The sequence below is a fragment of the Candidatus Accumulibacter necessarius genome, assembly GCF_036625085.1.
Genome location: NZ_JAZKUM010000002.1, coordinates 19,866 through 42,561 on the forward strand (window position 1 = coordinate 19,866; position 22,696 = coordinate 42,561).

General features: G+C 61.5%; 18 protein-coding genes. 9 read left to right on the forward strand and 9 right to left on the reverse strand.

Annotated features, from left to right (window positions below; all coding sequences use genetic code 11):
• The first annotated feature begins 217 nt into the window (after positions 1-217).
• From V5B44_RS04295 to V5B44_RS04335, 9 genes are all read left to right on the forward strand, one after another.
• Positions 218-514 (forward strand): hypothetical protein, encoded by a 297-nt coding sequence (locus tag V5B44_RS04295; RefSeq protein WP_332357908.1) that lies wholly within the window; start codon positions 218-220, stop codon positions 512-514.
• 472 nt (positions 515-986) lie between these two features.
• On the forward strand, positions 987-3,704 hold the full coding sequence (locus tag V5B44_RS04300; RefSeq protein ID WP_332357909.1) for a hypothetical protein: 2,718 nt from the start codon (positions 987-989) through the stop codon (positions 3,702-3,704).
• A 977-nt stretch (positions 3,705-4,681) separates the two neighbouring features.
• A complete protein-coding gene (locus V5B44_RS04305; protein ID WP_434735413.1) occupies positions 4,682-6,028 on the forward strand; it encodes an IS4 family transposase in 1,347 nt (448 codons plus the stop codon).
• A 203-nt stretch (positions 6,029-6,231) separates the two neighbouring features.
• The gene (locus tag V5B44_RS04310; protein WP_332357911.1) at positions 6,232-7,401 is read left to right on the forward strand and encodes a pentapeptide repeat-containing protein; all 1,170 of its coding nucleotides are present in this window, start codon (positions 6,232-6,234) and stop codon (positions 7,399-7,401) included.
• A gap of 181 nt (positions 7,402-7,582) precedes the next feature.
• The gene (locus V5B44_RS04315; RefSeq protein WP_332357912.1) at positions 7,583-8,863 is read left to right on the forward strand and encodes a tyrosine-type recombinase/integrase; all 1,281 of its coding nucleotides are present in this window, start codon (positions 7,583-7,585) and stop codon (positions 8,861-8,863) included.
• Between the two features lie 99 nt (positions 8,864-8,962).
• Entirely contained in the window at positions 8,963-9,682 is a 720-nt protein-coding gene (locus V5B44_RS04320) for a DUF6088 family protein (protein WP_332357913.1), read from the forward strand.
• A complete protein-coding gene (locus V5B44_RS04325; protein ID WP_332357914.1) occupies positions 9,679-10,758 on the forward strand; it encodes a nucleotidyl transferase AbiEii/AbiGii toxin family protein in 1,080 nt (359 codons plus the stop codon). The genes V5B44_RS04320 and V5B44_RS04325 overlap by 4 nt, the downstream gene beginning before the upstream one ends.
• Positions 10,755-11,669, forward strand: a complete 915-nt coding sequence (locus tag V5B44_RS04330; protein WP_332357915.1) for an AbiJ-NTD4 domain-containing protein — start codon at positions 10,755-10,757, stop codon at positions 11,667-11,669. The genes V5B44_RS04325 and V5B44_RS04330 overlap by 4 nt, the downstream gene beginning before the upstream one ends.
• 107 nt (positions 11,670-11,776) lie before the next feature.
• Positions 11,777-12,097, forward strand: coding sequence for a hypothetical protein (locus tag V5B44_RS04335; protein WP_332357916.1), 321 nt, complete (start codon positions 11,777-11,779; stop codon positions 12,095-12,097).
• Here the strand turns inward: V5B44_RS04335 and V5B44_RS04340 are convergent, their stop codons facing one another.
• From V5B44_RS04340 to V5B44_RS04380, 9 genes are all read right to left on the reverse strand, one after another.
• Positions 12,098-14,869, reverse strand: a complete 2,772-nt coding sequence (locus V5B44_RS04340) for a conjugal transfer protein TraG N-terminal domain-containing protein (RefSeq protein ID WP_332357917.1) — start codon at positions 14,867-14,869, stop codon at positions 12,098-12,100.
• 33 nt (positions 14,870-14,902) lie between these two features.
• A complete protein-coding gene (locus tag V5B44_RS04345; protein ID WP_332357918.1) occupies positions 14,903-16,351 on the reverse strand; it encodes a conjugal transfer protein TraH in 1,449 nt (482 codons plus the stop codon).
• On the reverse strand, positions 16,348-17,169 hold the full coding sequence (gene traF / locus V5B44_RS04350; protein WP_332358549.1) for a conjugal transfer protein TraF: 822 nt from the start codon (positions 17,167-17,169) through the stop codon (positions 16,348-16,350). Before traF ends, V5B44_RS04345 begins: the two co-directional genes overlap by 4 nt.
• 61 nt (positions 17,170-17,230) lie before the next feature.
• Complete coding sequence (locus tag V5B44_RS04355; RefSeq protein ID WP_332357919.1) at positions 17,231-17,605, reverse strand: hypothetical protein; 375 nt, start codon at positions 17,603-17,605, stop codon at positions 17,231-17,233.
• 5 nt (positions 17,606-17,610) lie between these two features.
• Positions 17,611-19,914, reverse strand: a complete 2,304-nt coding sequence (gene traN, locus V5B44_RS04360) for a type-F conjugative transfer system mating-pair stabilization protein TraN (RefSeq protein ID WP_332357920.1) — start codon at positions 19,912-19,914, stop codon at positions 17,611-17,613.
• Between the two features lie 9 nt (positions 19,915-19,923).
• Positions 19,924-20,679, reverse strand: a complete 756-nt coding sequence (trbC, locus tag V5B44_RS04365; RefSeq protein ID WP_332357921.1) for a type-F conjugative transfer system pilin assembly protein TrbC — start codon at positions 20,677-20,679, stop codon at positions 19,924-19,926.
• Complete coding sequence (gene traU, locus V5B44_RS04370) at positions 20,666-21,688, reverse strand: conjugal transfer pilus assembly protein TraU (protein WP_332357922.1); 1,023 nt, start codon at positions 21,686-21,688, stop codon at positions 20,666-20,668. The genes trbC and traU overlap by 14 nt, the downstream gene beginning before the upstream one ends.
• Positions 21,685-22,320, reverse strand: coding sequence for a type-F conjugative transfer system protein TraW (gene traW / locus V5B44_RS04375; protein ID WP_332357923.1), 636 nt, complete (start codon positions 22,318-22,320; stop codon positions 21,685-21,687). Before traW ends, traU begins: the two co-directional genes overlap by 4 nt.
• Positions 22,317-22,694, reverse strand: coding sequence for a hypothetical protein (locus V5B44_RS04380; RefSeq protein ID WP_332357924.1), 378 nt, complete (start codon positions 22,692-22,694; stop codon positions 22,317-22,319). Before V5B44_RS04380 ends, traW begins: the two co-directional genes overlap by 4 nt.
• Between the last annotated feature and the right edge of the window lie 2 nt (positions 22,695-22,696).

The following is a 22,696-nucleotide window of genomic DNA, read 5'->3' on the forward strand; positions in this document are numbered from 1 at the left end:
TGAACGATTACGCTTGTTCCGCTCGACCGGTCAAATAGCGCCTGAGCACAAATAGGTGCCATGGGTTGAAACAAAAGCTTCTACAAACCGCTCAAAGAAGTGGGGTAGCACCTGTCCGGTTGTAATTCTTTGGACCTCGATTCACTTGAAAGTGAAGTGGTTTTTGCGGCATCCGACTTGAATGGATCGCGCAATGCGCCAAGAATGGAGACGTGGAATGGAGACCAACGACACGATAAGTCGCATGAAGCAACGCGATCCGACCCAGTGCATTCCGGACTTTTTTAAACAGATGGAAGGGAAGGATCTCGACGACTCCGAACGACTGCAGTTTGCGGCGGATGCCGACCGGTTGCTGACCGAGTTCGACTTGTCAGGCCACTTGGGTTGGTTGCTTGCCCTCCATGCGTGCGCTGCCAGCCTGCTCATTGACATGCAAGGCGGTCGAACGAGCAACGAGCTCACACGCATACTGGTTCACTTGGGACGATGCCACGACAGCTCTCCCCGTTGATTACCCGCCGGAGACTGCACAAGCCATCAGCGGCCTGCGGGCATCGGCCTACATGCGTGCAGCAGATCATCTCCGCCCTGATCAGCTGACGGACGCAACACAGGCCTGCCTGGATGCGATGGGCCACACCGAAGGTACAGAGCAGCGCCGCCCCACCTCGGGCCGATGTCCTTCAATGCGGCGAGGTTCATGATCCAGCGCGGCGTGCTGCCTGACGATGCCGCGACCTTATCTCGGCTTGATGAGCTGTTCTCGACCGCTCACCGATGCTATCGGCTGTCGGGATTGACGACCCAGGCGGCGGAAGCCGCAACCTACCTCGTCAGAATTGCAATCCAGCGCCTGCGCGCTTGTATGGGCTCGCCTGACGAGATGCGCCAGTGGTTCGATGGGGGCCGAGCGAAAAATGAACGAGGCGCTGATGATTCACAGCGAGGCTCGCGACGCTGCCGCCTGGGGCAGCCTGAACCTCTTGGCGGGCGAACTGATGGCGCTGCGGCCGGATGCCGAGAATTTCGCTCGGGTAAATGGCGTCGTTCGCTGTCTGAATCGCGCGCTTTCTGCTTTCAAGACGATCGGCGATCAAGGCCAGACAGCCCTGGTTGCAGCGCAGATTCTGAATGAAATGGTATCGATTCCAGCGCCGTGGCCGGAGAAACTGGCCAATCGCTACATGGCGTATCTGGACGATTTCGAAAGCGCTCGAGACTTTGCAGCTGATCCTCACCTACGCGCCAACGTGCAACTCAAGCGCGCCAACGCGCTGATGAAGACCGAGTCCACGGTGTCGCCGGACGGGCTTCATTCCCTCCTCGAACGCGTACGACTGCTGGCAGAAGAAGCCGCAGCCTTGGCCGCCACTGCCGAAGACCACACGATCGGCGCCAATGCGTTCAAACTGGTCGGCAGCACCCTGATCGGCACGGACGAAGACGATGGAGATGCTGCGGAAGGTCCGGCAGGCGATGATCTCGTGCGGGCATGTGCAGCCTTCGAGACTGCACTGGCACATGCGCGCGCAGCGAGCGAAACGAGCGAAACGAGCGAAGCGTCTCTGGTCCCGCCGGTGCTCCGGCTCCTCGGCATTGCGCTGGCTCGGCGGGTGACTCGCCGTGGGGAGATGGACCTGGCCGAGCGGTGCCTGGACGTGCTCGGCCAGGCCATAGACGTCAGCGAAGGCGAGGAGCGATTGACCGCCAATGTGAACCTCGCTAGCATCGCGGCCATGTTGGCGCAGCCTGGCCGTCCGTGGCCGCGCGGGCGAGCTCACAAGGCGATCGACGAAGCGCTTGGCGCGGTGTCCGAGGCCACAAGAACCGCCTTGGGACAGCACGTCGAGTCCGTGTATTGGAGGTTGCAGGCACTCGATTGCGTGACCAGCGAAGGACCTGCGCCACCGACTGAAGACCCCGAACGGATCGGCTGCGCGGTGTATCGCGGTCGACTGCCACGGCAGAGCGAATCAGCGAGCGAACTCGTCGTGACCTTGCTGCTGCATCAAAACATCGACGCACAGGCCCGCCAATGGCTGACCGTCCTGCCCAAAGAGGACGGATCGACATTCGCCACGATCGATCTTAGATGCTCGCGCTGCGAAGCTGCGCTCAGCCCGGTGGTACCGATCGCCATCGACGCAGATGTTCCGACGCCGAGCCTCAGGCGCTTCGAACGCATGGCGCGAGGCGAGGAGCGTTGCCCCGGCTGCGCGACGGTCTACAAGGTACAGCTGGCGTTCACCGCGAGGGTCGGCGCGTTCTCCGATCGTCCGGTCCGTGTGTGCCCGAATGCATTGAATGCAGCGGGTGACCTGCAGCAGGTTCAATTCCAGCTGGCCGAAACACTGTGGCAACGCTTCTCCGGCAGACCATCCGAAGCGGAAATGTCGATTCCCTGGAGTGGATATTGGGGATTGAAGCGCGGGATTCACGTTGACCAATTCGTCGACTTGCAACGGCAGATGGCGATCACCCGGTTGATTCAGGGGCTGTTCGGCTCGCAGCACGAACTCATCCTGGAAGGCCTGCGGACTTACCTTCGCGTGCCGGCGCGACCGACCGAAGTGACCGAAGACGATGTCAAGGCGTCGCTGGCCGAGCTTCGCGACCTGCCATCGCACGTCCTGGGCGCGACGGCGAGCACCATCTCCACCCTCCTTGCCGAAGCTCGCGTCCATGGCCCCGAAACCGTGGTCGATCGATTGATCGCCCAGCGGCAGCGGAGCATGGCCAAGGCACGTCCCCTCGAGGAGGCGTTGAGCCTCGCGGGTGACGCCAGCCGGCGCCGCGAATTCCTCACCCGCTTCGCGACCGAGACTCCCGACTATTCGCCAGAACGGGGGAACGCACTCCACGAGCGATTCTTGCTCGAGGCCGAACGCGATTGGAGGCAAATGGAGGCCGAAGGCGTGGCAACTACCGAGCCGCTCGTGTTCGAAGGAGCCAGACAGGTGTTGCTTGGACTTCGTCAGTGGGTCGAGGAGGAGATCGCGAAAGACAGGATCATCAACTCGTCGGCGACGGCAAAGGCGATTCTCTCGGCGCGTATGTCTGACGAGGCGCGCTTTGTCCTAGTTCTGCGCGCGTTCTCGCTGGACGCAACGACGGCGGAGACCTCATCGTTCTATCTCGGCCTCATGGGCGTCACCCAGGATCCGCGCATGGGCTATCGCACGACCTGTACACACCCGAGCGATGTTCATGTCGTCGACCAGATCTACCATGCGCTGCCGCGAGATCTTAACGTGGTGACTGCGTTCAACGTTACCGACCTCAATCCGCCGGCAGGTCCGGCAAAGCTTTTCGTCACCGAGCAGAACTGGCAATTGCCGGTTTTCTGCCTGATCGCAGAGGCCGCCGCGATCATCCTGATTGTTCCGCGCGGATCTCACCTCGCGACAGAAGGGCTTGCGCATGAGATCCACGCAATCCGGGAACTGTCTCGCGTAAACGAGACCATCGCCGTCCTCGCCACACCGAAAATCGGGCACGCCGATATCTTCGAAGTCCTGGAAGAGCTAATCCATCCACCGTCGGAGTTTGACAAGGTGCATGACACGACAGAGATGGACCTCCGAGCCATGGGGTTTGGCCAAATCGTCGACCTGAGCGACATTGAAGATGACGCCGCTCAATTTGCAGGTGCGATCCAGACGCTATGGAGCTCGGGGGGGCAGCCGAAAACTGTCTCATAATGGCTAGAGTTCGCACTTGGGGTCCCCTCATAACACGTAAGGTTAACTTTCTGTTCCTTGCGGGAGATGACGCCCAACCCTTCCATCGAGGGGACGTTCAATAATAGGCTTCGCCAGCTGTCGGATGCACCTCTTGTCGAACGTGTGCGCCGGGCATGGCGCGTTACTTCATCGATGGAAGTCCAATGGCCAGGTTTTTGCAGAGCCGAAGTCAAGGAGCAGGGCAAGGGCGTCGTCGTGAAGTGAGGGATTGAAACAGAGGAGTGCTTGTTTGCCAATGCACCGAGGTAATGCATCCGGCGAGCCCAGGATCGGTAGTCTCATGGCTAGGATAAAACCAAGGTAGGAGCGGCAGAAGGTGAGGCTCCGGTTGAAATGCAGCGGTGGTACCCTGCGACCTTATGCATAACGACTTGGTGTGCCAAATCGCCAGATACGTGACCGGTACGCCCGGTGGTGGGCTAGGGGGAGTCCGTGAGGGCTTCTCATATTCCGATTCATGGATGTCCGCTTCCCAAAGCTAGCTACTTCCGCTGGGACACGATCCGGCCGTAGCATGCCAGCGAAAGCAGCCTTTCGGCGAAGCTCTTAGGCCAATGACGGTTCACTGCGCTCCACCGGCCGGTGGTTCACTGGCCTGCCACCGACGGCTTTGGCCGAGCAACTGCCTCATGCTGCCCGCATCAGGCGGGACCTCGGCCGAAGCCGTCATTGGCGAAATGAGATTCTAGCGGCTGGAATGGAGCGCTTACCGGTCATCGGCCACAAACCCCGGCCAAAAAGTAACTTCTTTGATACACGAATCGTCCCTTTTGACTAACTCCATCGTGAGGAATGAGGGCCCCTAAACCATGCCGTTCCACACAACTCAACTCGCATAGTCTGGCCGCGTGATTTTTCCTGCCGATTTTGCGGTTGGCCGCAGCAATCTGGTACTCCCGTTGCTTTCGGATTGTCTTTTCTATGGAAAGACAACGATGGAGGCGTGGGCGATGGAAGAATTTGCCGGAGCGGCATTGGGTGATGAACGGCTGAATCAACGGCTGGTGAAACTGGCAACACGCTTTGCTGACAAGCCGACAGCCAGCATTCCTGGGGCGTGTGGCGATTGGTCGGAAACGCAGGCGGCGTACCGATTTTTCGAGCAGTCGAGCGACCGGAAGCGGGCGCTGGGCTGGCAGGACATTCTGGCGCCGCATATGGCCTGTACCGAGGCCCGGATGCGCCAGCATCCGGTGGTCCTGTGCCTGCAAGACACGACCGAGCTGGATTTCAATGGGCAGGAGATGGCCGGCCTTGGGCCACTCTCCCACGAAGCCCAGCGCGGCATGTACCTGCACCCGACGTATGTGGTGACGCCGGATCGCGAGCCGCTCGGCGTGACGGATGCCTGGATGTGGGCTCGGGAAGCCAAGGGAGAGGATGGCCAACGTCCCGGCATTCTCGAAAGCCGACGCTGGATCGAAGGCTATCAACGGATTGCCGAGACCGCCCGGGAAATGCCTGGCACCCGCCTCGTCTATGTCGCCGACCCGGAAGCCGACATCCTCGAATTGATGCAGTGCGCGCACCAACGGGGTACGCCGGCTGACTGGCTGATCCGCTCGCAACACAACCGTGGTTTGCCGGACGGCGGCAAATTGTGGGCAAGCGTGCTTGCCGGAGCGCCTTTGGGCGAGATCGAATTCATGATGGCCGCGCGTCAGGGACAAGCCGCGCGGGAAGTCCGGCAACAGCTTTGGGCAAGCCCGATCCGTCTGCCGGATGGCCGGGGTGGTCAATTGTCGGTCACCTGTCTGATCGCCAGAGAGATCAGTGCCCCGGCTGGCTGCAAGCCGGTGGAATGGCGTTTGCTGACCAACCGGGCGGCAGAGAGCCTTGCTGCCGTAGTCGAGTTGATCGACTGGTATCGCTGCCGCTGGGAAATCGAGACCTTCTTCCATGTGCTCAAGAACGGTTGCCGGGTTGAAGCATTGCAACTGGGCAGCGTTGCCAAGCTGGAACTGGCATTGGCCGTCTATCTGGTGGTTTCCTGGCGGCTGGCCCGTTTGGTCCAACTGGGTCGAACCCATCCCGACCTGGAAGCCAGCGTGCTCTTCACCGAGACCGAGTGGAAAGGCGCTTATATTCTGGCGAAGAAGGCCATCCCCAAGACCGCGCCGTCGATTCGCGAAGTCGTTCGACAAATCGCCATGCTCGGCGGCTTTCTCGGCCGAAAAAGCGATGGCGAACCCGGCGTCAAAACCCTCTGGCTGGGCATGCAGCGTTTGCGAGACTTCGTCGAGGGAATGGAGCATATGCAGGTGATCTACAATGCTAAATGAGTTGTGTGGAACGGCATGCCCCTAAACAGCACAGCGGAAGCGCTTCGTAATGAGAAAAATTCGTCGGCCGTTTACTAGCGATCGATATTGAATGACTGCACAATTTACAGGCTATGCATGCAAGGCGGCAGCTTACCTTAGTTGATTTTACAGTTGCACACCTTGTTCTTCCAGCAGCAGGCATTCTTCGGGCAGACCGACGCATGAGAAAAGAACATCAAGATAAACTGCTTTACGGCGTAAAACATTGGAACCAGTGGCGCAATGGCCATCATTGGTTTGCCTCCATCGATCTGTCGCAAGCAATCCTCCGAACGGATATTCCCGGCATAGACTTGAGAGACGCCAATTTGGCTGGCGCCGACTTTCGCGGCATTTCTCTGAATAACGCCGATCTCAGGGACGCGTGCCTAGAAGGAGCAAACTTTGAGGGCGCATGTCTTGTCGGTTGTGATCTAAGGGGCGCCTTATTAGATGGTGCAAATTTCAAGAAAGCAGACTTGGAAGGAGCTCGGCTCGAACTTCCGGATTTATTGGATACAACACTAAAACGTGCAGACCGCTATTCGTCGCCTCGAACCAAAAACACCTCTCTAAGAAAAGCCAACTTTGCGGGCGCAAACCTGCAATCTATAACAGCAGAAAAAATTCTTGCGGAGATGAGTAATTTTGCAGGGGCGAATTTCAGGAACGCCGATTTAACATCGGCGAACTTTCGCGGCGCGAACCTAAATGGCGCGAATTGCGTTGAGAGCAACCTTCAAGGCGCCATATTGGATCATGCGACGCTGGTCAAGACGGACCTGTCACGAGCAAATATTTCTAATTGCTCAGTATATGGAATCTCGGCTTGGGATATTGTTGTCGTGGATGCTAACCAAGACAACCTTGCCATTACGCCTCGCGGGAGCGATCCAATCGTAACTGACAATATTGAGCTTGCACAATTCATGTACCTATTGCTTAACAACAAGAAGGTACGTAGTGTCATTGATACCATTAGCACGAAGCTAGTATTGATATTGGGCAGGTTCACGGAAGAGCGTATGTCCATTCTTAATGAATTGCGGACATATATTAGATCGATCGGGTGCATACCGGTGTTGTGCGATTTTGAGAAGCCCGGAAACCGCGATCTGACTGAAACCATCGTAACATTAGCTCATCTTTCTAGAGCTGTAATCGCAGACCTAACAGAAGCGAGAGCCGTGGCTCACGAGCTTTCCGCAACGATTCCTCATTTGCCATCTGTCCGATTCCAGCCGATCTGTGCGACTTCTGACATCGAGTACGCAATGTTCGAGCACTTTCGCAATTATCGAGTGGGAATAAAATATCATCATTTCAAGTCGTCTCACGCCGTCCGGTTTTAAAGCAATTTACCCGCTATAACAACCAGTTAGCGTCTCAAGTCGTCTCACGCCGTCCTGGCAAAGCCCGACTAAAGTGTCGGTATTGCTGACGGTATTGAGATCTGGTCCTTGAACGACCCAAGTTGATACCGTCAACTACGTTGACGGTATCGGTTGACGGTATCAGTTTACGGAGGATCAGATGCTCACTGACATGCAGTTAAGGGCGTTGAAGCCCACTGGGAAGATTTACAAAGTTGCCGACCAGCAGGGGCTCTATGTCGCTGTTACGCGGACTGGGGTTGTCAGTTTTCGGTTTGACTACCGGGTGAATGGACGCCGCGAGACCCTGGTGATAGGCAAGTACGACCCGACAGTCGGCGCCAAGAAGCCGCGCGAACTGGACGAGTTGGACTACGGCATGTCCCTGTCTCTGGCAGAAGCGCGCCTATTGATGACACGGGCGCACAGATCCATAGAGCAGGGCGAGAGTCCCTCACGTTCCAAGGTTGAGAAGCGGACCGAAGCTGCTGACGCGCTCACGTTTGGTAGTTGGGCAGAAAAGTACTTCGCAGAGGCTGATCTGGCCGAGTCCACAAAGGCTATGCGTAAGTCGGTCTATGATCGCAACTTGGCGGACGAATTTGGCCGTCTGAAACTGGAAGAAATCACCCCGGTGCGTCTGATGGCCAGATGCGAGAAGATCAAAGAGCGTGGCGCGGCAGCGCCGGCCGTCCACGCTCGCGAGATCGTGTTGCAGGTATTTCGCTTCATTCAGGCCCGCGGATTGAAGATCGATAATCCCGCCGAGTCGATTCGACCCTGTGCCATTGCCACATTCAAAGCTCGCGACAGAGCGCTAACACCGGCCGAGATTCATACCTTTTTCAAGGCGCTTGAGCAGACCGCGACGATGTCCACGTTGCGCCTAGCGGTCAAGTTCATGTTGCTGACATTGGTTCGCAAGACGGAGTTCATCGAGGCTAAGTGGGACGAGGTGAACTTCGAGACGGCAATCTGGACGATCCCGAAGGACCGTATGAAGGCAGGGCGCCCGCACAACGTGTACCTGAGCCAGCAGGCGCTCGATATTCTGGTGGCCTTCAAAACTTGCTTCAGTGCCAGTTCGTACCTGCATCCGGGACGGTACGAGACCGAGTTGCCTATCAGTTCGGCCACGCTGAACCGGGTGATCGACGCCACCGTGAAAGTGGTCCATGATCGGGGCGAGGACTTTGATCCCTTCACCGTGCATGATTTGCGGCGCACGGCCAGCACGCTACTGCATGAGGCCGGCTTTAACAGCGACTGGATCGAGAAATGCCTCGCGCATGAGCAGCGCGGTGTGCGTGCTATTTACAACAAGGCTGAGTACGCCGAGCAGCGTCGAACCATGCTTCAGGCCTGGGCTGACATGTTGGATGCCTGGATCAAAAATAGCGCCAGCGTGGTGCCCATTCGACGGGGTGCTGGCGTTGCTTGAAGTATGGCTACGCTCAGTCCGAAATAGATCTACAATTTTCGGACATTACTTCTTGCAAATTGTCCGAAAAAATTATACAAATATCGGACAAGGAACCCCATGTCTGATCTCAAATCCGCCATCTCGTCGCAAATCAATGCCGCCGGTCCAGGCCATGTCTGGGTGCCGACCGACTTTGCACATCTCGGCAACCGTGATGCGATCGACAAGACGCTCCAGCGCATGGTGCTGGCGGGTGACCTGCGGCGTATTGATCGAGGTTTATACGACAAGCCCAGCATCAACCGTCTGACCCAGCGTCCTAGCACTCCCGACTATCGCGCGATTGTCGATGCCATCGCGCGGCGCGACCAACTGCGTCTGCTGGTGGATGGGATGACCGCAGCCAACGATCTTGGCCTGACGGATGCCGTCCCGGCTCGTGTCACCCTTCATACCGACGCACGTCGCCGGGCGATCAAGCTCGACAAACTTGTCATCGACTTCAAGCAAACCGCCCCCAGTCGCCTTTATTGGGCTGATCGTCCCGCCATGCGAGTTGTGCAGGCCCTACATTGGCTGAAGGACACGCTGATCTCCGACCATGACCACATCGTGAACCGACTAAGCCAACTACTCGTCGATTCCGCCCAAGGGGCTGCGATCTGCCAGGACCTGCGCGATGGCTTTAACGTGCTGCCGGCGTGGATGCAAAGTCTGGTCCGTGATCTACCTGGTTGTGATCCACTGGGGGCCGTACCCATGACCTTGCAGGCGCCTAGCGGCGTGAAGCCCCCGGCAGATTCATCTTGGGCCAAGGGCATAAGGGGGGTCCGTTGAACCCTTCATTTCACGATGTCATCACCGCTGCCGATGGTGATCGACTCGATTTGTTTCTCGGCGCAGCCACGCGCTTGGGTACGGCAGTTCAGAACGTCGAGAAGGACTTCTGGGTCTGCTGGACCCTGGATGCCTTGTTCAACGGATTGGCTACTGGCGGACCTCGGCTCTTGTTCAAGGGGGGCACTTCCCTGTCCAAGGCCTTCGGCCTGATCTCCCGATTCTCCGAGGACATCGACATCACGGTTTTCCGTGGCGATCTGGGACAGGCCGCTGAGGTGGCAGAACTGGACGCCTTGAGCGGCAAGAAGCGCCGGGCTCGTCTCGAAGCCATCCGGCTGGCTTGTCAAGCCTACATCGCCGGCCCATTGGCGGATGAATTCACTCAGATCGCCGCTGCCGTCATTCCCGATGGCCGCTTCCACCTGGAACTCGATCCGGACGACAAAGACGGCCAGACCCTGCTGTTCTGGTATCCCGCCGTCACGCCCACGACCAACGACTACATCCGCTCCGCCGTGAAAATCGAGTCCGGTGCGAAGTCGGCACTCGACCCCCACATTGCGGCAACGGTCACCCCATACGTTGCGCAGGACTTGCCTGCGCTGGATCTCACCGTAAGCAACGTGACCACCGTAAAGCCGGAGCGCACCTTCTGGGACAAGGTCATCATCCTGCATGGCTTGCGGCAGTGGCACGACCGTCGCGGAGAACTGCGGCACGGCGGGCAGCGCGTCTCGCGCCACTATTACGATGTGCACCAACTGATGCAGGCAAGCGGATCGCCCGAGTGGCAGGCCGATCAGGCACTCGCTATAGATTGCGCTCACCACGCCAGGCTTTTCTTCGGCAGTGCCGACCTGGGGCTGGATGCCGCGGAACCCGGTACCTTCACGCTCATGCCCGGTCCGGCGATGTGTGAAGCGCTCGCCAAAGACTACGCAGCGATGGCCGGCATGGTTTTCGGAGAAGTTCCACAGCTTGACGCGGTACTTGCCAACGTCGAGCGATTCGAACAGATCGTCAATGGGACAGCGAAGGCCGTACCGCTCGTGCCGAAGGAGTCGGCTCCGTGAACGACTATTTCAGCGACCGGGAAAATGGGCCGCGGGCGCGAACCGAGCAGGTGATTTCACCCGCCGTTTGGGCTGGTTTGGTGGCAACGGTACAGGCCTTGATCAACAGCGGGGCCTTCGGGTTGCGTTTTCCCGAGCGCTGTCCAGATGGACAAGCCGTTTGCGGTTGCGATACGGATGCTCTGGCCGCTTCCGTGATTGCGGAGATGCCGGGGTTTGCTTGGCCGCTCGAAACCATGTGTCTGGTGGAAGAAGGTTTCCTGTTGCAGCGAGAGCCCTTTGCGCCGGACACGCTGCTCATCATGGATTTCATCGAGTTCATCTACGCTTCGGTGGCGAAGCCGATTCCCGGGAAACACCACGATTTCTTCAGCCACCACCATTTGACCTTCGACCAACAGTCGGGACAGGAAGAGTTCCGGTCGACCGTAAATCGCATCTTTTCGCGCAACGGCGTGGCTTTCGAGATGTTGTCGACCGGCCGCATCGTGCGCGTGCTTCCGCCGGTGCTTGGGGAAGATTTGAAGCGGACAATTTTTCGGACTGGAGACCGGACCCTCGATAACATGCTGGATGAGTGTCGGGCAAAATTCTCTGACCGGAATCCTCTGGTACGGCGCGAGGCCTTGGAGCGCTTGTGGGATGGATGGGAGCGGCTCAAGTCTCTTGCGGACCCCGGCGACAAGAAACGGTCTATCAAGATCATTCTTGATGCCACCGCCGCAGAGCCATCACTCCGGGCACGAATGGAGGAAGAGGCGACAGAATTGAATTCCATCGGAAACAGTCATCTCATTCGTCATTCAGAAGTCAATCAAGTGCCGGTCATCGATGTGGATCAGGTTGACTACCTGTTTCATCGCCTGTTCGCGATGATCCAGTTGATATTGAGGAAAAAGGGCTCCGCATGAGAGATGATCCGGGGCGGCGGGTCTTGGTGGTGGAAATGTTGGCTGGGTAGCCGGCCATACGCTTGCAACCTACGCCATCAGCGTTAGGCTGAATCCAGGAGGCAGAAATGAGAAAACTCATCTTCATGGTTTTCATCGCGCTGGGCGCGCTGATCGGCTTGATCTCTGCTACGAACAGCGATTGGGGAACCCGCCTTGTGATGATGGGAGTCGGTGCGCTTTTCGGAGCGCCCATTGGCGGCGCTCTGGCTAGCATTGGCAGGAAGGGGCGGCCTCTCGAATGGGAGGAAAATCCACTCCCTGGGATGGGCACTACGCCGAAGGATTTGGCCGCGAACTACTGGCGCGACAAAGGCCACCCACCGTTCATGAAGCCGTCTGAAGCTGAACCCGACAAGCACATGTTCGACCCGGATAGACTTGGCTGACTACTTTCGCAACAAGTCCTTCACTACCTCTTTGGCATTGCCGAGTGTCGCTGCGGCGTCCTTACCGACCTGCTTGCCTGACTGCACCAGGAGAGATTTCTTCGATGCAAGCGTTCCGTCATCGGTCTTGATGATCTCCGCCTTGGCGTCGAAGTCTGCACGGCTCGATTCTGCACCGGCACGGATTTGATCCCCGTGGGTACGAATCTCGTCTCGAATGGGCGAAACCGTGGGAGCGGTTCCCTGCGACGGCTTGACGTTCCCAAACCGTGAGGTCTGTTCTCGGTTGGATTGATGCAGGCCGGCGATGTCGGGCATCAGCGCGGCATCACCCTGCTGAGGCTCATGTTGCTCCCGAATGTCTCCAAAGGAGGCTGGCAGTGCGGTACCGTCGGAGAACACCCGATTCGGGCGAAGAGACTGTCGCGCCAATTCCGACTCCATCAAGGTATGTGCTGCGGCGCTGCTGCCGCCGTATTGCTCCGCGTAGCGCATAAACATCTCCAGGTTGTGAGGGTCCTGAGCGATGTCGATGGAGATGGCTTCTCCCTTCTCGTGGGCTGCCGACACGCGTTCAGCGAAGGCCGTACGTTCAGCGAGGCTCGCCTCGGCGCGCTCCGATCGTGTATGCGTAGAGGTAAGCCGGGCAGTCATGTCGTGTGCTTCGCGGGAATCGTTGGCGATCATGCTCATGAAGCTGGCATCGCGCGACACCCTGTCGCCGAACTGTTTGAACTCCGCCAACTGTTCGCTGCTCATGCTGCCCAAGACCTTTTGTTCCTGGGCCGATAAGCCAGACAGGTAACTCTTGTCCGCGCTGGCGTTCAGGCGGCCTCCAACTGCGCCAGCGTTTAATCCCAAGTGGCCAGCGGCGCCGAACGCGATACTGGCAACTTGAGATTGCGATAGTCCGGTGCTGTCGGCCACACTCTTTGACATCTGATCAAGCCTGTTCAGTGTTTCGCCCATCTGCTCGAAGCTGCTGGACGTAGAGCCACTGCTGCTGCGCGATGAACGAACTTTGGTTAGGCCACGAGTGAATGCGTCCGACAAGATGGCCGAGCGCTCAGTGCTGGCGGCGACAGCCTCGTTGCGCGCGGCGTCAGCTTGCCGACTGGCCTGGGTTACGTCCTGTTCGGATACGCGCATCGAGACCATCCGGGACGCAAACCCCTGGTTGCGCAGCAGGCTGACGGCGGTTCGCCCGGTCAGCGCATTCGACGAGAACGTGTTCCCGCTCAGATCGTTTTGCCAACTGCCCATGAAAGCCGAGGTGCGGTTGGGCGCCAGTTGCATCTGATCCATCCCCACGTTCCCCATGGAAACGTTGCCGACGGTCGCGGCCGACGTTCCACCCGAGATCATCGCCTGCAGGCCCGACAGTCCACCGACCAGGGCCGTCCCGAAATTCTCCATGCGCTTCAAGGCCGCCCAAGCGATGAAGGGAATGCTGATCGCGAGGTAGCCGACGACGGCCTCGCCCGAGATCGCCCGTGAGTAGATCGTCGAGGCGGTCTGCAGGGCCAGCGCCTTGGTGCCGGTGCCCAGGTCCGCCGCGGCCGCCAGATCGTAAGCCGCGTAGATCGAAGCCATGTAATTGAGGATGGCGTAGAGCGGCGGCCAAAGCTGGATCCAGATGAGCACGGCCGCATAGCCCTTGAAGGCCAACATCGTCTCGCGGCCGCTGGTGAGCAGGAGCAGCAGCACGAACAACGGGAACATCGCATAGGTCACCGCCTCGACCACGTTGCGGAAAACCGGCAGGGCCTGCTCGGCCACCTTGCCGTAGTTGAGCCAGGTTGCGTTCTGCTGGGCCACCGCCTGGGCCCGGCCCACCGCCAGCACCATGGCCGCCGGATCATTGACCTTCTGACCGACGATCTTGCTGGTGTCCTCGATCGCATTGAGCATGGCGTTCTGCCGGATGAGGTCGGCCGCCGTGGCCGCGGCGGTGGCGATGCTGTTTTTGAGATAGGCCTGCTGAATCTGCCCAGCGATGGCCGCCGCAGCTGCGGCTCCCGGCAAGGTCGGGTTGAGCTGGAAGGCGAGCCGCCCCTGAATGCGGGTGATCTGCGCCGGCAGTCGCCCATTGAGGCTCTGGTAAACGTTGGGGCAGGTGTCGACCCCGACGCTGCCACCCGCGGCGGTCAGCGTGGAAAAGCGCGCCGGATTAGGCGACGCCATCAGCGGCCAGACATCATCCGAGGCGGAAAAGACTGCCGGATCGAGGGTGCCGTCGATCAGGTCGTAGGTGGTGCAGTTGTGGATGAAGTTGATGAGGTCGGTGCGGAAGGCCGGATCCTGGAACACCACGTTGCCGGTCTCGCGAATCAGGCGATTGCCGAACATCAGGCCGTTTTGCTGGTAGCTCAGCTCAGCCGGGAGTGCCCCCGCGCCCGGGATGACCTGGAAAGCCGTCTCGAAAAGCCCGGCCAACGTGTTGCCGATGGTGCTCGTGAGGCTGCCCAGCACGGCGACCCCGAAGGGCACGTTGTCGACCACCTTGACCGCGGAGCCGCCGGTCTTGTCCACGATCCCGATGGTGACCTTGGGTACGATCAGCACCGAGAAGACCAGCACCACCGTGCCCAGCCACTTCCAGCCCTGCAGTTTCTCGGGGGCGAAAGCGTAGGCGATCAGGGCGGCGACGAAGCCGCAGAAGGCCACGGCGGCCACCGCCGCCGCATAGTCGCCCGACGCATGGATTGCGGCGGCGGCATTGAAGACACCGAACAGGCTGTCGGCATTCTGGTAAGCGTAGATTTCCCACACGGCACTCCCTCCTGTCGCGCAATGGCGTCGGCGTTACTGCGCCAGATAAGCGGCCTGCTGGCCGAGCATGTCCATCACGTGCTGGGGCATGCTGGAGCGCAGTTGGCGTTCGAGTTGTTCCAGGTGGCTAGCCACCGCCCGGAAGGAACCCACTTTCTGGTAGAGCAGGTTCTTCTCCTGTGACAATTGCATGAGCATGGCCTGCGCGCGCTGGCGGATCTGGTTGGCCTGGTCACGTTGCGTCTGCTGCAGCGTGTAGTTCTTGTCCAGGGCGGCCATCCCAAGACGTAGGTTGCGTTCGAGGAAGACGTAGGCGTAGTCGGCGGCGATCACGTCGCGGTACTGGGCGATCAGGCTGTCGGCGAGGCCTGACCCTGGGATGCTGGTGCCGATCGACAGCATCTTGTAGACCGGTTCGGTGGTCTGATTCACGAAGCCGACCTCGGTCGAATTGTTGGGGATGGCGGTGCGCGTCGTGATCTTCTCGGCGATGGAGCGCATCATGGCCTCGACCTTGGCCGTGAAGGGGGTGTGGGTGTACCCGGTGTTCAGGGTGACCACATCGCAGTTGGTGTAGTCGTTGCACTTCAGCACGTGCTGGATGACATCCGTGCCGCTCGCTGCACTCTGGCCGTACAACAGCTGGCTGATCGACGTGAGGGTGGGTGCGATCGGCTCGGGGTCGCGCGCCGATTCCTCCGGGTAGTAGATGATGGTGCCGACCAGGCTCATGATCAGCTCGCGCTCCTGATCGTCGAGGTAGGAACCCGTGTACTGCAGCGCTTTCCAGGTGAGGTTGCCGACGAAGGGGGCCTTGTTCTTCACGTTCGGATCGCTGGACGAACGTGCCGACGCCAAGATGCTGGGCCGGTCGGAGCCACAACGCCGGCGCGCCGCATCCCGGTCGCTCTCCAGGCCCATCTCGACGGCCAAGTCGGCGCAGGTTTCCTGCGAGCTGTAGCCGACGGATTCGGCGGCCGTACTCACGATCGCCTTCGCGGTTTCGCAGGAGTTGATGCGGGCGTTGTTGATCCAGGTCTCCAGCCCCTTGGCCCACTTGGTGAGTCCGCCCAAGAGGGGTGAGACCGCTTCGAGCGCCAACTGGAAGGCAATGCCGGGTAGGGCGGCCGTGATGTTCTTCAGCATGTTCTTGAACTCGGTCGCCGAGATGTGGCTGAAGCTGCCGCCGAAGACGTCGATGCCACCGCAGCCCGCCTTGGCGCTGGGGAACTGGATGGCCGCGAGCTGATAGACCTTGTTGGGCGAGCGCATCATCAGGTTGCCGCCGGTGTAGGTATTGAAGGTCTGGCCGCGGAAGGCACCGGGGGCCGTGTAGTTGCCGATGGCGCCCAGGTTGTTGAACATGTCATTGACCTCCGTGTTCAGGTCGCCGGCGCGCAGCGGCAGCGGCGAGATCACCAGCAGCAAGGCCAGCAGCGCGGCGGTGGTGCGCCGCAACGGGGGATGGTCGAGGTGGTTCATGGGATCTCCTGGGGCAGGGCGAGACGTTGCGTCGTACCGGGCAGCATGGCCTCGGCCTGCGGGCCAGACACGATGGCGATGCGTTCTAGTAACTGGGATTCCGAGAGCACGCCGAAGCCGATCGGCGTGATCTTCCCGGTGTAGGGCTGCGCCAGGAAGACGGCGGGTACCTGGGCGACCTTCAGTGTCGTGGCGATGCCGTTGTCCGGGCGCGCGTTGGGGAAACCCGGCATCGGGCCGCCATCCACGCTGATGGCCACGATCTGGATGCCGTGGCGCGCCTGGAAGGCCGCCAGGGTCGGTGCGAAGGCGTGGCAGTACGGGCAGTCCGAGCGGTAGAAGAAGAACAGCACGTGGTCCTTGCCCAGTTCGGCGATCGAACGGGAGCGATCCACCAACTCGGTCTGCTCGAACACCTCCAGCGCCTTGGCGTTGACCGGCCGGCCTTGCAGCGTCGGATCGAGTGCCGGCGTGGCCCAGGCGACCCGCTGCGCCACGTCGGCGAAATAGGAGGCACGCGCGACCACTTGGGATTCCAGTTCCATGTAGCGGCGCACGTTCGCCTCGGTCGGCCGCATGATGGCGATGTTGCGGGTGTCCTCCAGCGTCTTCTGCAGGCGTTCGAACTCGACCAGTTCCGGCGCTCGCAATGGCTGAGCGGGTGGCGCAGTGGGTGCGGCTTTGTCCGGCAGCATCGGGCGTTCACGCTCCCTGGGCACGGGGTCTTCATAGAAATGCCAACCGCGCCAACGGTCGGACCAGTAGCGCGAAACGGTGTCCTGAGCATCCTGGGCCGACGCGGCGCAGGCGCCCAGCATCGAGGCCAGCGCCAGCAGCGAGCGAACGGGTGTGGGGAACGCAAAGCGCTTCATATCGGCTCTACTTCAGGGATTGCGGCGGCCGGCCGTCGAGGCAGTAGTTGATGCCGAAGTCGATCATCTGCCGGCGTGGAGTCGTCGCGCCGGGCAGAAGAACCCCGTCCTGCCAGAACGTGACTTTCAGCCGGCAGCAACCCGGTTGGGCGTAGTGCTTCTCGGTCGTTACGTCGATGAAGATCGGCGAGGTGGCACCGAAGCGCCGCGTGATCGCATCGGCCATCTCGCCGGTGAGGACGCCGTGGGCCTGCCCGTCGGTCGCCTGGAGGGCGGCCAGCATCAGCGGGCGCGCATCGGGCACCGGCGTGCGGAGCACGTCGTCGGCGAAGACGGGCAACACGAATGCGACGAGCAGCGCAGCGGTATAGACAAGCTTCATTGGCCTCATTGACATCTCCCCTGTCCGTAGTAGCAGGTGGTGAGGCGCGAGGCGTTGCTGCCCTGGATCGTTCCGACACTGGGCAGCGTCGGGACGATGGAGGCATAGAACTCAGAGAGGTCCATGGCCGCGAAGTCCAGGCTTTGGAGTTGCGCAATGCTGAAACCCGAGCAATCGGGGCTCTGGCCCGAGCCCCAGCCCTTGCCGACTTGCACGCGGCCCTGCTCATTGACGATGCGGGCGAGTTTGCTATTGAAGCAGCACTTGCCGGTCGTGTGCTCGATGCAGGCGACACAGGCGCCGAGGATGCGGATACACGACGAACAATAGGTCCCGACGCTATGGCACAGGCCGGCCCCTTCCTTCATGGCGAGCTTGCCTTCCTCCTCATTGCAGGACGACAACGACATGACGATGTAGATCACTACCGCAATGGCGAGCGACCAGGGATCGAAGGCGATCACCAGATTCTCACCGGAGTAGAGAACGGCCGAGCCAGCCGGCAGTGCCGTGCCATTGATGGCGACGGTGACGCCATAGGTCGTGAAGCTGCCGGAAAAGCCGCCGCTCATCAGCAGCGCCTGCATGCCCTGGTAGAGGAACTCGCGGTTGTCGGCGTTCATCAGCACGTCATAGACCAGTCGCGAACCCGTACCGAACAGGCTCTGGTTGGTCATGCCGGCGCCGGCCGAGTCGGAAGAGCAGCAGTTCTTGAAGAGCCGGTCCCGGCATTTGTTGGATTCGCCCTTGAACACTTGCATGTTGGTGGTGTCGAGGTAGACGCCCGCTTCCCGCGCGGCTTCCATCAGCGACATCGAACGGGCGAAGTCGGCGTCGTTGGTGTAGCTGGTGTTGAAGCAGATCGAGCCCAGGCAATAGACGTTGGCGGGGCAGTTCGAGGCGGTGGTGGCAGTTTGGGCGGAGACCGGGCAGGTGTAGGTGTCCTGGGTGATCTCGCACAACCCGGTCGCCGCATTCATCTGCTTGCAGGTGCTGGTCGCCGGGGTGCAACCGCTGCTCGCCAGTGGGGCGCACTCGTCCACCGGTGCGCCGGCGGCGCAGGTCAGGGTACGCTCATAGGACCAGCAGGCGCGCGTGACAGCCCGGCCGTCGATGGTCTTGGTGGCGGGGCCGTCGACGCAGCGGTCGGCGGTGGTCACGGTGCAGCGGCCGCCCTCCGTCAGCGAGGCGCTCCTGTCGACCCAAACATCCGTCTCGTGCTGCTCCATGGTCGGCTGCACGAACGACAAGGGCAGGCTCCAGCCGGAGGCGCCGGTCAGCGTAGCTGCCCCGGCGGGTACGGCGCAATGCATCCCGCTGTCGTCGTAAATCGCCGTGCTGCCGACCGGGCAGCCCGCATCGGCATCGGGGGCCGTGACCGTGAAGCATTGATCGGCAGGCCCTGCGTAATAACCCATCAAGATTTCGCCGCTCACCGTGCCGCTGGGACAGGCATAGACCGGCGTGCCGAACTGGAAGGTGTAGTTGCAATTTCCGGCGGTGCAGCCCGAGCCAGGCATCATCACGACCTTGAAGGGGCTCCAGCAGTAGCCTTGCCAATGGGGCGACAGGTCGGTGACGTAGGCGGCCTGGGTGGCGGGCGCCGTCGGCAGGTCTAGGGCCTGCCAGCCGATGCAGGCGCCCATGCCACCGGCGGCGTAGAAGCGGAAACGCTGCAGCCCGTCGGCGCGGATGCGGCATTGCGCTTCCGCAATCATGTAGTCCATGCCGTTACGGTTGACCTGGCCATGGGCGAACCAGGTGCCATCGGCACAACTGGGCAGCAGTTCGACCTGGACCGTGAGGTCGCGCCGGGTGGTGTAGTTGCCGACACCGCTGTAACGGTTGCAGACCTTGGTGGTAGTGCCCGCGGGCGTAGTGACCTCGGCGGTGGTGCAACCCGAATAATAGTCGGCGAGACTGCCCAGCACGCTCGACGGATTGCCTGCGATATCGCGGGCGGCGGCGACGGCTGGGTCGTAGGCCGAGACCGAGGCGCGCGGCGTGTTGGCCGAAGTCACGGCACCGCGCTGCGCCTGGCAGACGGGATCATCGGTGCTGGCGGCGCAGGCGGCCAGGCGGGCATTGGCCGCCCCCGACAGGCTGGGCTGGCCGTAGTAGGTGGTTTCCGGTGGCGTCGTGGTGTAGCCCGGCACGGCACTCGATGCACTCGGCGTGTTCACCGTCCCCCGGATAACGGGATTGGCCGCTTGGCCGGCGGTGGTGCCTTCCTCGAACGGACCGGCGACGGCGGCGGTCTGCGTCGTGATGAAGCAGACGAGCGTGATCCAGGTGACCCAGCGGCGCATCGTGGCCTCCTATCCCTTGATCCGTTTCAGGAAGGTGTCGGCGGGTGGGCCGAACCGGGGTGCCGAGCGCTGCATGTGTTCCAGCGCGTAGTCCAGGCTCACGTCGCCGGCGGTCCGCAGGAACCTGTCGGCCGGCGCACAACTGCCGCTGGCGCAGGCAACCGGGCGGATGCCATCGCGCACCAGCACGAAGGTCGGTACCCGGGTGACGGCGTAGCGGTCGAAGGCCAGGGGATCGATCTGCACGGCCACCTGGCGGGAACCGATCAGGCCCTGCACCTGGGCGACGGTGTCGCGCAGCGAGCCGTTGGCGAAGCCTCGGAGGACGATCGAAGCCTTGGCACGCGCGGCCTGGTCGACCAGGCGTTGCAACGTGGGCCGGGGCATGGACAGGCTGACGAACACCAACAACCCGGGCCCAGTCGCCAGCCCCTGCGCCAGAGCCATCGCGTCGGATTGCGATGCATAGCCCCGCGCCAGCGCCTCGAGGTTGATCGGCGTGCGGCTGAGGGGCTGGGGCAGCGCCTCGACGTTGGGGCGGGTCGGCACCGGCGCGGACCGCAGTTCGGCATCGCTGGGCATGCCGTACTTCCGCCGCGCCGCGTCGATGTCCTGGTCGGTGACGGTTGGCATTTCGCGGCGGACCAGTTCGATGTCCGCGTCGGTGATGACCGGCGGGTTTTGCGCCAGGACCTGCGCGCTCGCCACAAGCGCGGCGGCGAGGCCGAGGGCTCGGGCAGAAGGATGGAGATCAGAAGCCCACACAGCAGTTCCTCTTGCGAAATAACATGAAGGCGAAGTCCTCGCCGCGCACCGGGTATTCCTTGCCGGCGCCCCAGAGCACGGTAGTGCGGCCGAAGGGCTGGCAGCAGCGGCCGGCCTCCTTGTCGGTGTTGGGGATCGGATAGGTGAGTTGGGTCTTGTAGGCGGTCTTGTCCATGACCGGCTCGAAATACGGCCCGCACAGGCCGGGCGTGCCGTGCCAGCCCCAGGCGATCAGTTCGCGGTGCATCTTGGCAGTCAGGCGCTGGGCCATCAGCGCAGCCGTGCGAACGCCGCCCAGGTGGTAAGGCACGTGGCCGTCGAGTGGGTAGATGCCACCCTGGCAGCCGGCGCACCAGAAAAGCTCCTTGAGGCCGAAGCCGACCGAGGCGGCGACGCAGTCGGCAGCACAGGCGGCAATGGCGACCGGATTGGCGAAGAGCACGGCGTCCGGATTGAGGATCAGGGTGAGTTCGTCGTCGGCCCACAGGGGATCAACCTCGGTGAGGTAGGCCAGATCGAAGGAGCCCTTTTCCAGGCAGGGGAAATCGGTCACCACGTCCAGCCAATACATCACCGGGTTCACGTAGAAGTGCGCCTGGTAGAAGCTGCCGCCGTCGCCATCGCCTTCCGGGCGGGTGAAGCGCGCCGCTTCCGGCGCCGGAATGCCGGGATCGAGATCGATGCCGCCGAGCGATACCAGGCAGAAGGGTTTGCGCACCGCCTCGACATGCCGTGCCGGCTCCCAGAAGCCGATGGAGAGTCCGATGACCGGATTGACGCCGCAGCTGCAGACCGGACTCGATGGGTTGTCGGTGTCCTCCTGGTCGCCGAAGTTGGCGATGCGCGCACTGCCGATGCTGATCGGCAGGATGCAGGACCAGCAGATATCGGTGATCGGATTGGGAAACTTGCCGGTGCAGGTGGCCGCACCGGCGGCGAGGCTGGGGCCGACCGCGCAGGCGATCACGGCGGCGAGCAGGAAAGGAACGAGGCCGCGATGGGCATTCATGGGGACACCGCCAATTCGTCGATACGCAGCCGCAGCCCTTCCTGCGACACCAGCGCCGGCACCTGGGTGATGCCCAAGCGGCGGGTGAGCAGTCCCTGCTGGTCGTAGTAGACCGGGAGGTGCCAGGACTGCATCAGGTCCAGGTAGGCGCCGCCGACCAGGATCGGCTTCACCCGGCCCTGGTAGAGGGCGATCAACTGCCGGGCGCGGCCAACCTGACTCGGGTCGCGGGCATCGAAGAACAGCAGGTGCCGGGACAGCGACACCACCTCCAGCGGGTTCTTGCGCGTGCCGGCGGCAAACAGCAATTCTCCCTGTGGGCCGAGGATGTTGCGATCCAGCGTGAAGCTCGGGTCGAAGTAGAAGGTCCGCACCGTTTCGGTCGCACGCAGGCCGGTGACCGGCGGCGGATTCTTCACGGTCGCGATGCCCCGTTCCCGGACTTGCGCTTCAAGGCGCCCGAGTTCGCCGCTGCGTTCCTTCGCGCGCAGGCGCTGCTCGATCATCTGGAGCAGATGGGGTTCGCTGATCTCGTAGGTCGGCCCGATGACGCCCAGGTCCATGGCCCGTGCGCCAGTTGCGCCCAGCATCAGACCGAGCACCAGGGGAGCGGACACGATGCAGCGTTTCATCGAGCCCCCCTGGCCGGGCAGCGGACCTGTCCGGCGAGTCGTTCGCGGGCGGCGGTATCACGCAGGTGGCTGGCGCGGATCAGTCCCATCAGCACCGGATCGCCGTCACCGTCCGACATCGCTTGGCGCAACTCGGTCGCGGTGAGTGCCCGGCCGCAGCGCCGCTCGAAAGCGGCGAGATAGTCTTTGGTCCCCGCCTCGGCGGCGGGGGCGATTTGCCGCAGGAGGCCGAGATAGTCGGCCAGCGGCATGTCATTGATCCCTGGCGTCGTCGGCGTTCCGTGGATCGGCCCGCGGGCCGGACTGGACTGGCCCCGGGCGGCCGGCTGGGTCAAGAGGCCGAGCAGCGCGAGGAGGAGAAGGGCCTTGGTCATGG

Bases quoted from the DNA above. Each gene is read 5' to 3' on its own strand.
- traU (WP_332357922.1), bottom strand. From the start codon at position 21,688: ATGAATGCCCATCGCGGCCTCGTTCCTTTCCTGCTCGCCGCCGTGATC.
- traW (WP_332357923.1), bottom strand. From the start codon at position 22,320: ATGAAACGCTGCATCGTGTCCGCTCCCCTGGTGCTCGGTCTGATGCTG.
- V5B44_RS04315 (WP_332357912.1), top strand. From the start codon at position 7,583: ATGCTCACTGACATGCAGTTAAGGGCGTTGAAGCCCACTGGGAAGATT.
- traF (WP_332358549.1), bottom strand. From the start codon at position 17,169: ATGCTGGGCGCCTGCGCCGCGTCGGCCCAGGATGCTCAGGACACCGTT.
- V5B44_RS04295 (WP_332357908.1), top strand. From the start codon at position 218: ATGGAGACCAACGACACGATAAGTCGCATGAAGCAACGCGATCCGACC.
- V5B44_RS04345 (WP_332357918.1), bottom strand. From the start codon at position 16,351: ATGAACCACCTCGACCATCCCCCGTTGCGGCGCACCACCGCCGCGCTG.
- V5B44_RS04305 (WP_434735413.1), top strand. From the start codon at position 4,682: ATGGAGGCGTGGGCGATGGAAGAATTTGCCGGAGCGGCATTGGGTGAT.
- V5B44_RS04335 (WP_332357916.1), top strand. From the start codon at position 11,777: ATGAGAAAACTCATCTTCATGGTTTTCATCGCGCTGGGCGCGCTGATC.
- V5B44_RS04320 (WP_332357913.1), top strand. From the start codon at position 8,963: ATGTCTGATCTCAAATCCGCCATCTCGTCGCAAATCAATGCCGCCGGT.
- traN (WP_332357920.1), bottom strand. From the start codon at position 19,914: ATGCGCCGCTGGGTCACCTGGATCACGCTCGTCTGCTTCATCACGACG.
- V5B44_RS04355 (WP_332357919.1), bottom strand. From the start codon at position 17,605: ATGAAGCTTGTCTATACCGCTGCGCTGCTCGTCGCATTCGTGTTGCCC.
- V5B44_RS04310 (WP_332357911.1), top strand. From the start codon at position 6,232: ATGAGAAAAGAACATCAAGATAAACTGCTTTACGGCGTAAAACATTGG.
- V5B44_RS04380 (WP_332357924.1), bottom strand. From the start codon at position 22,694: ATGACCAAGGCCCTTCTCCTCCTCGCGCTGCTCGGCCTCTTGACCCAG.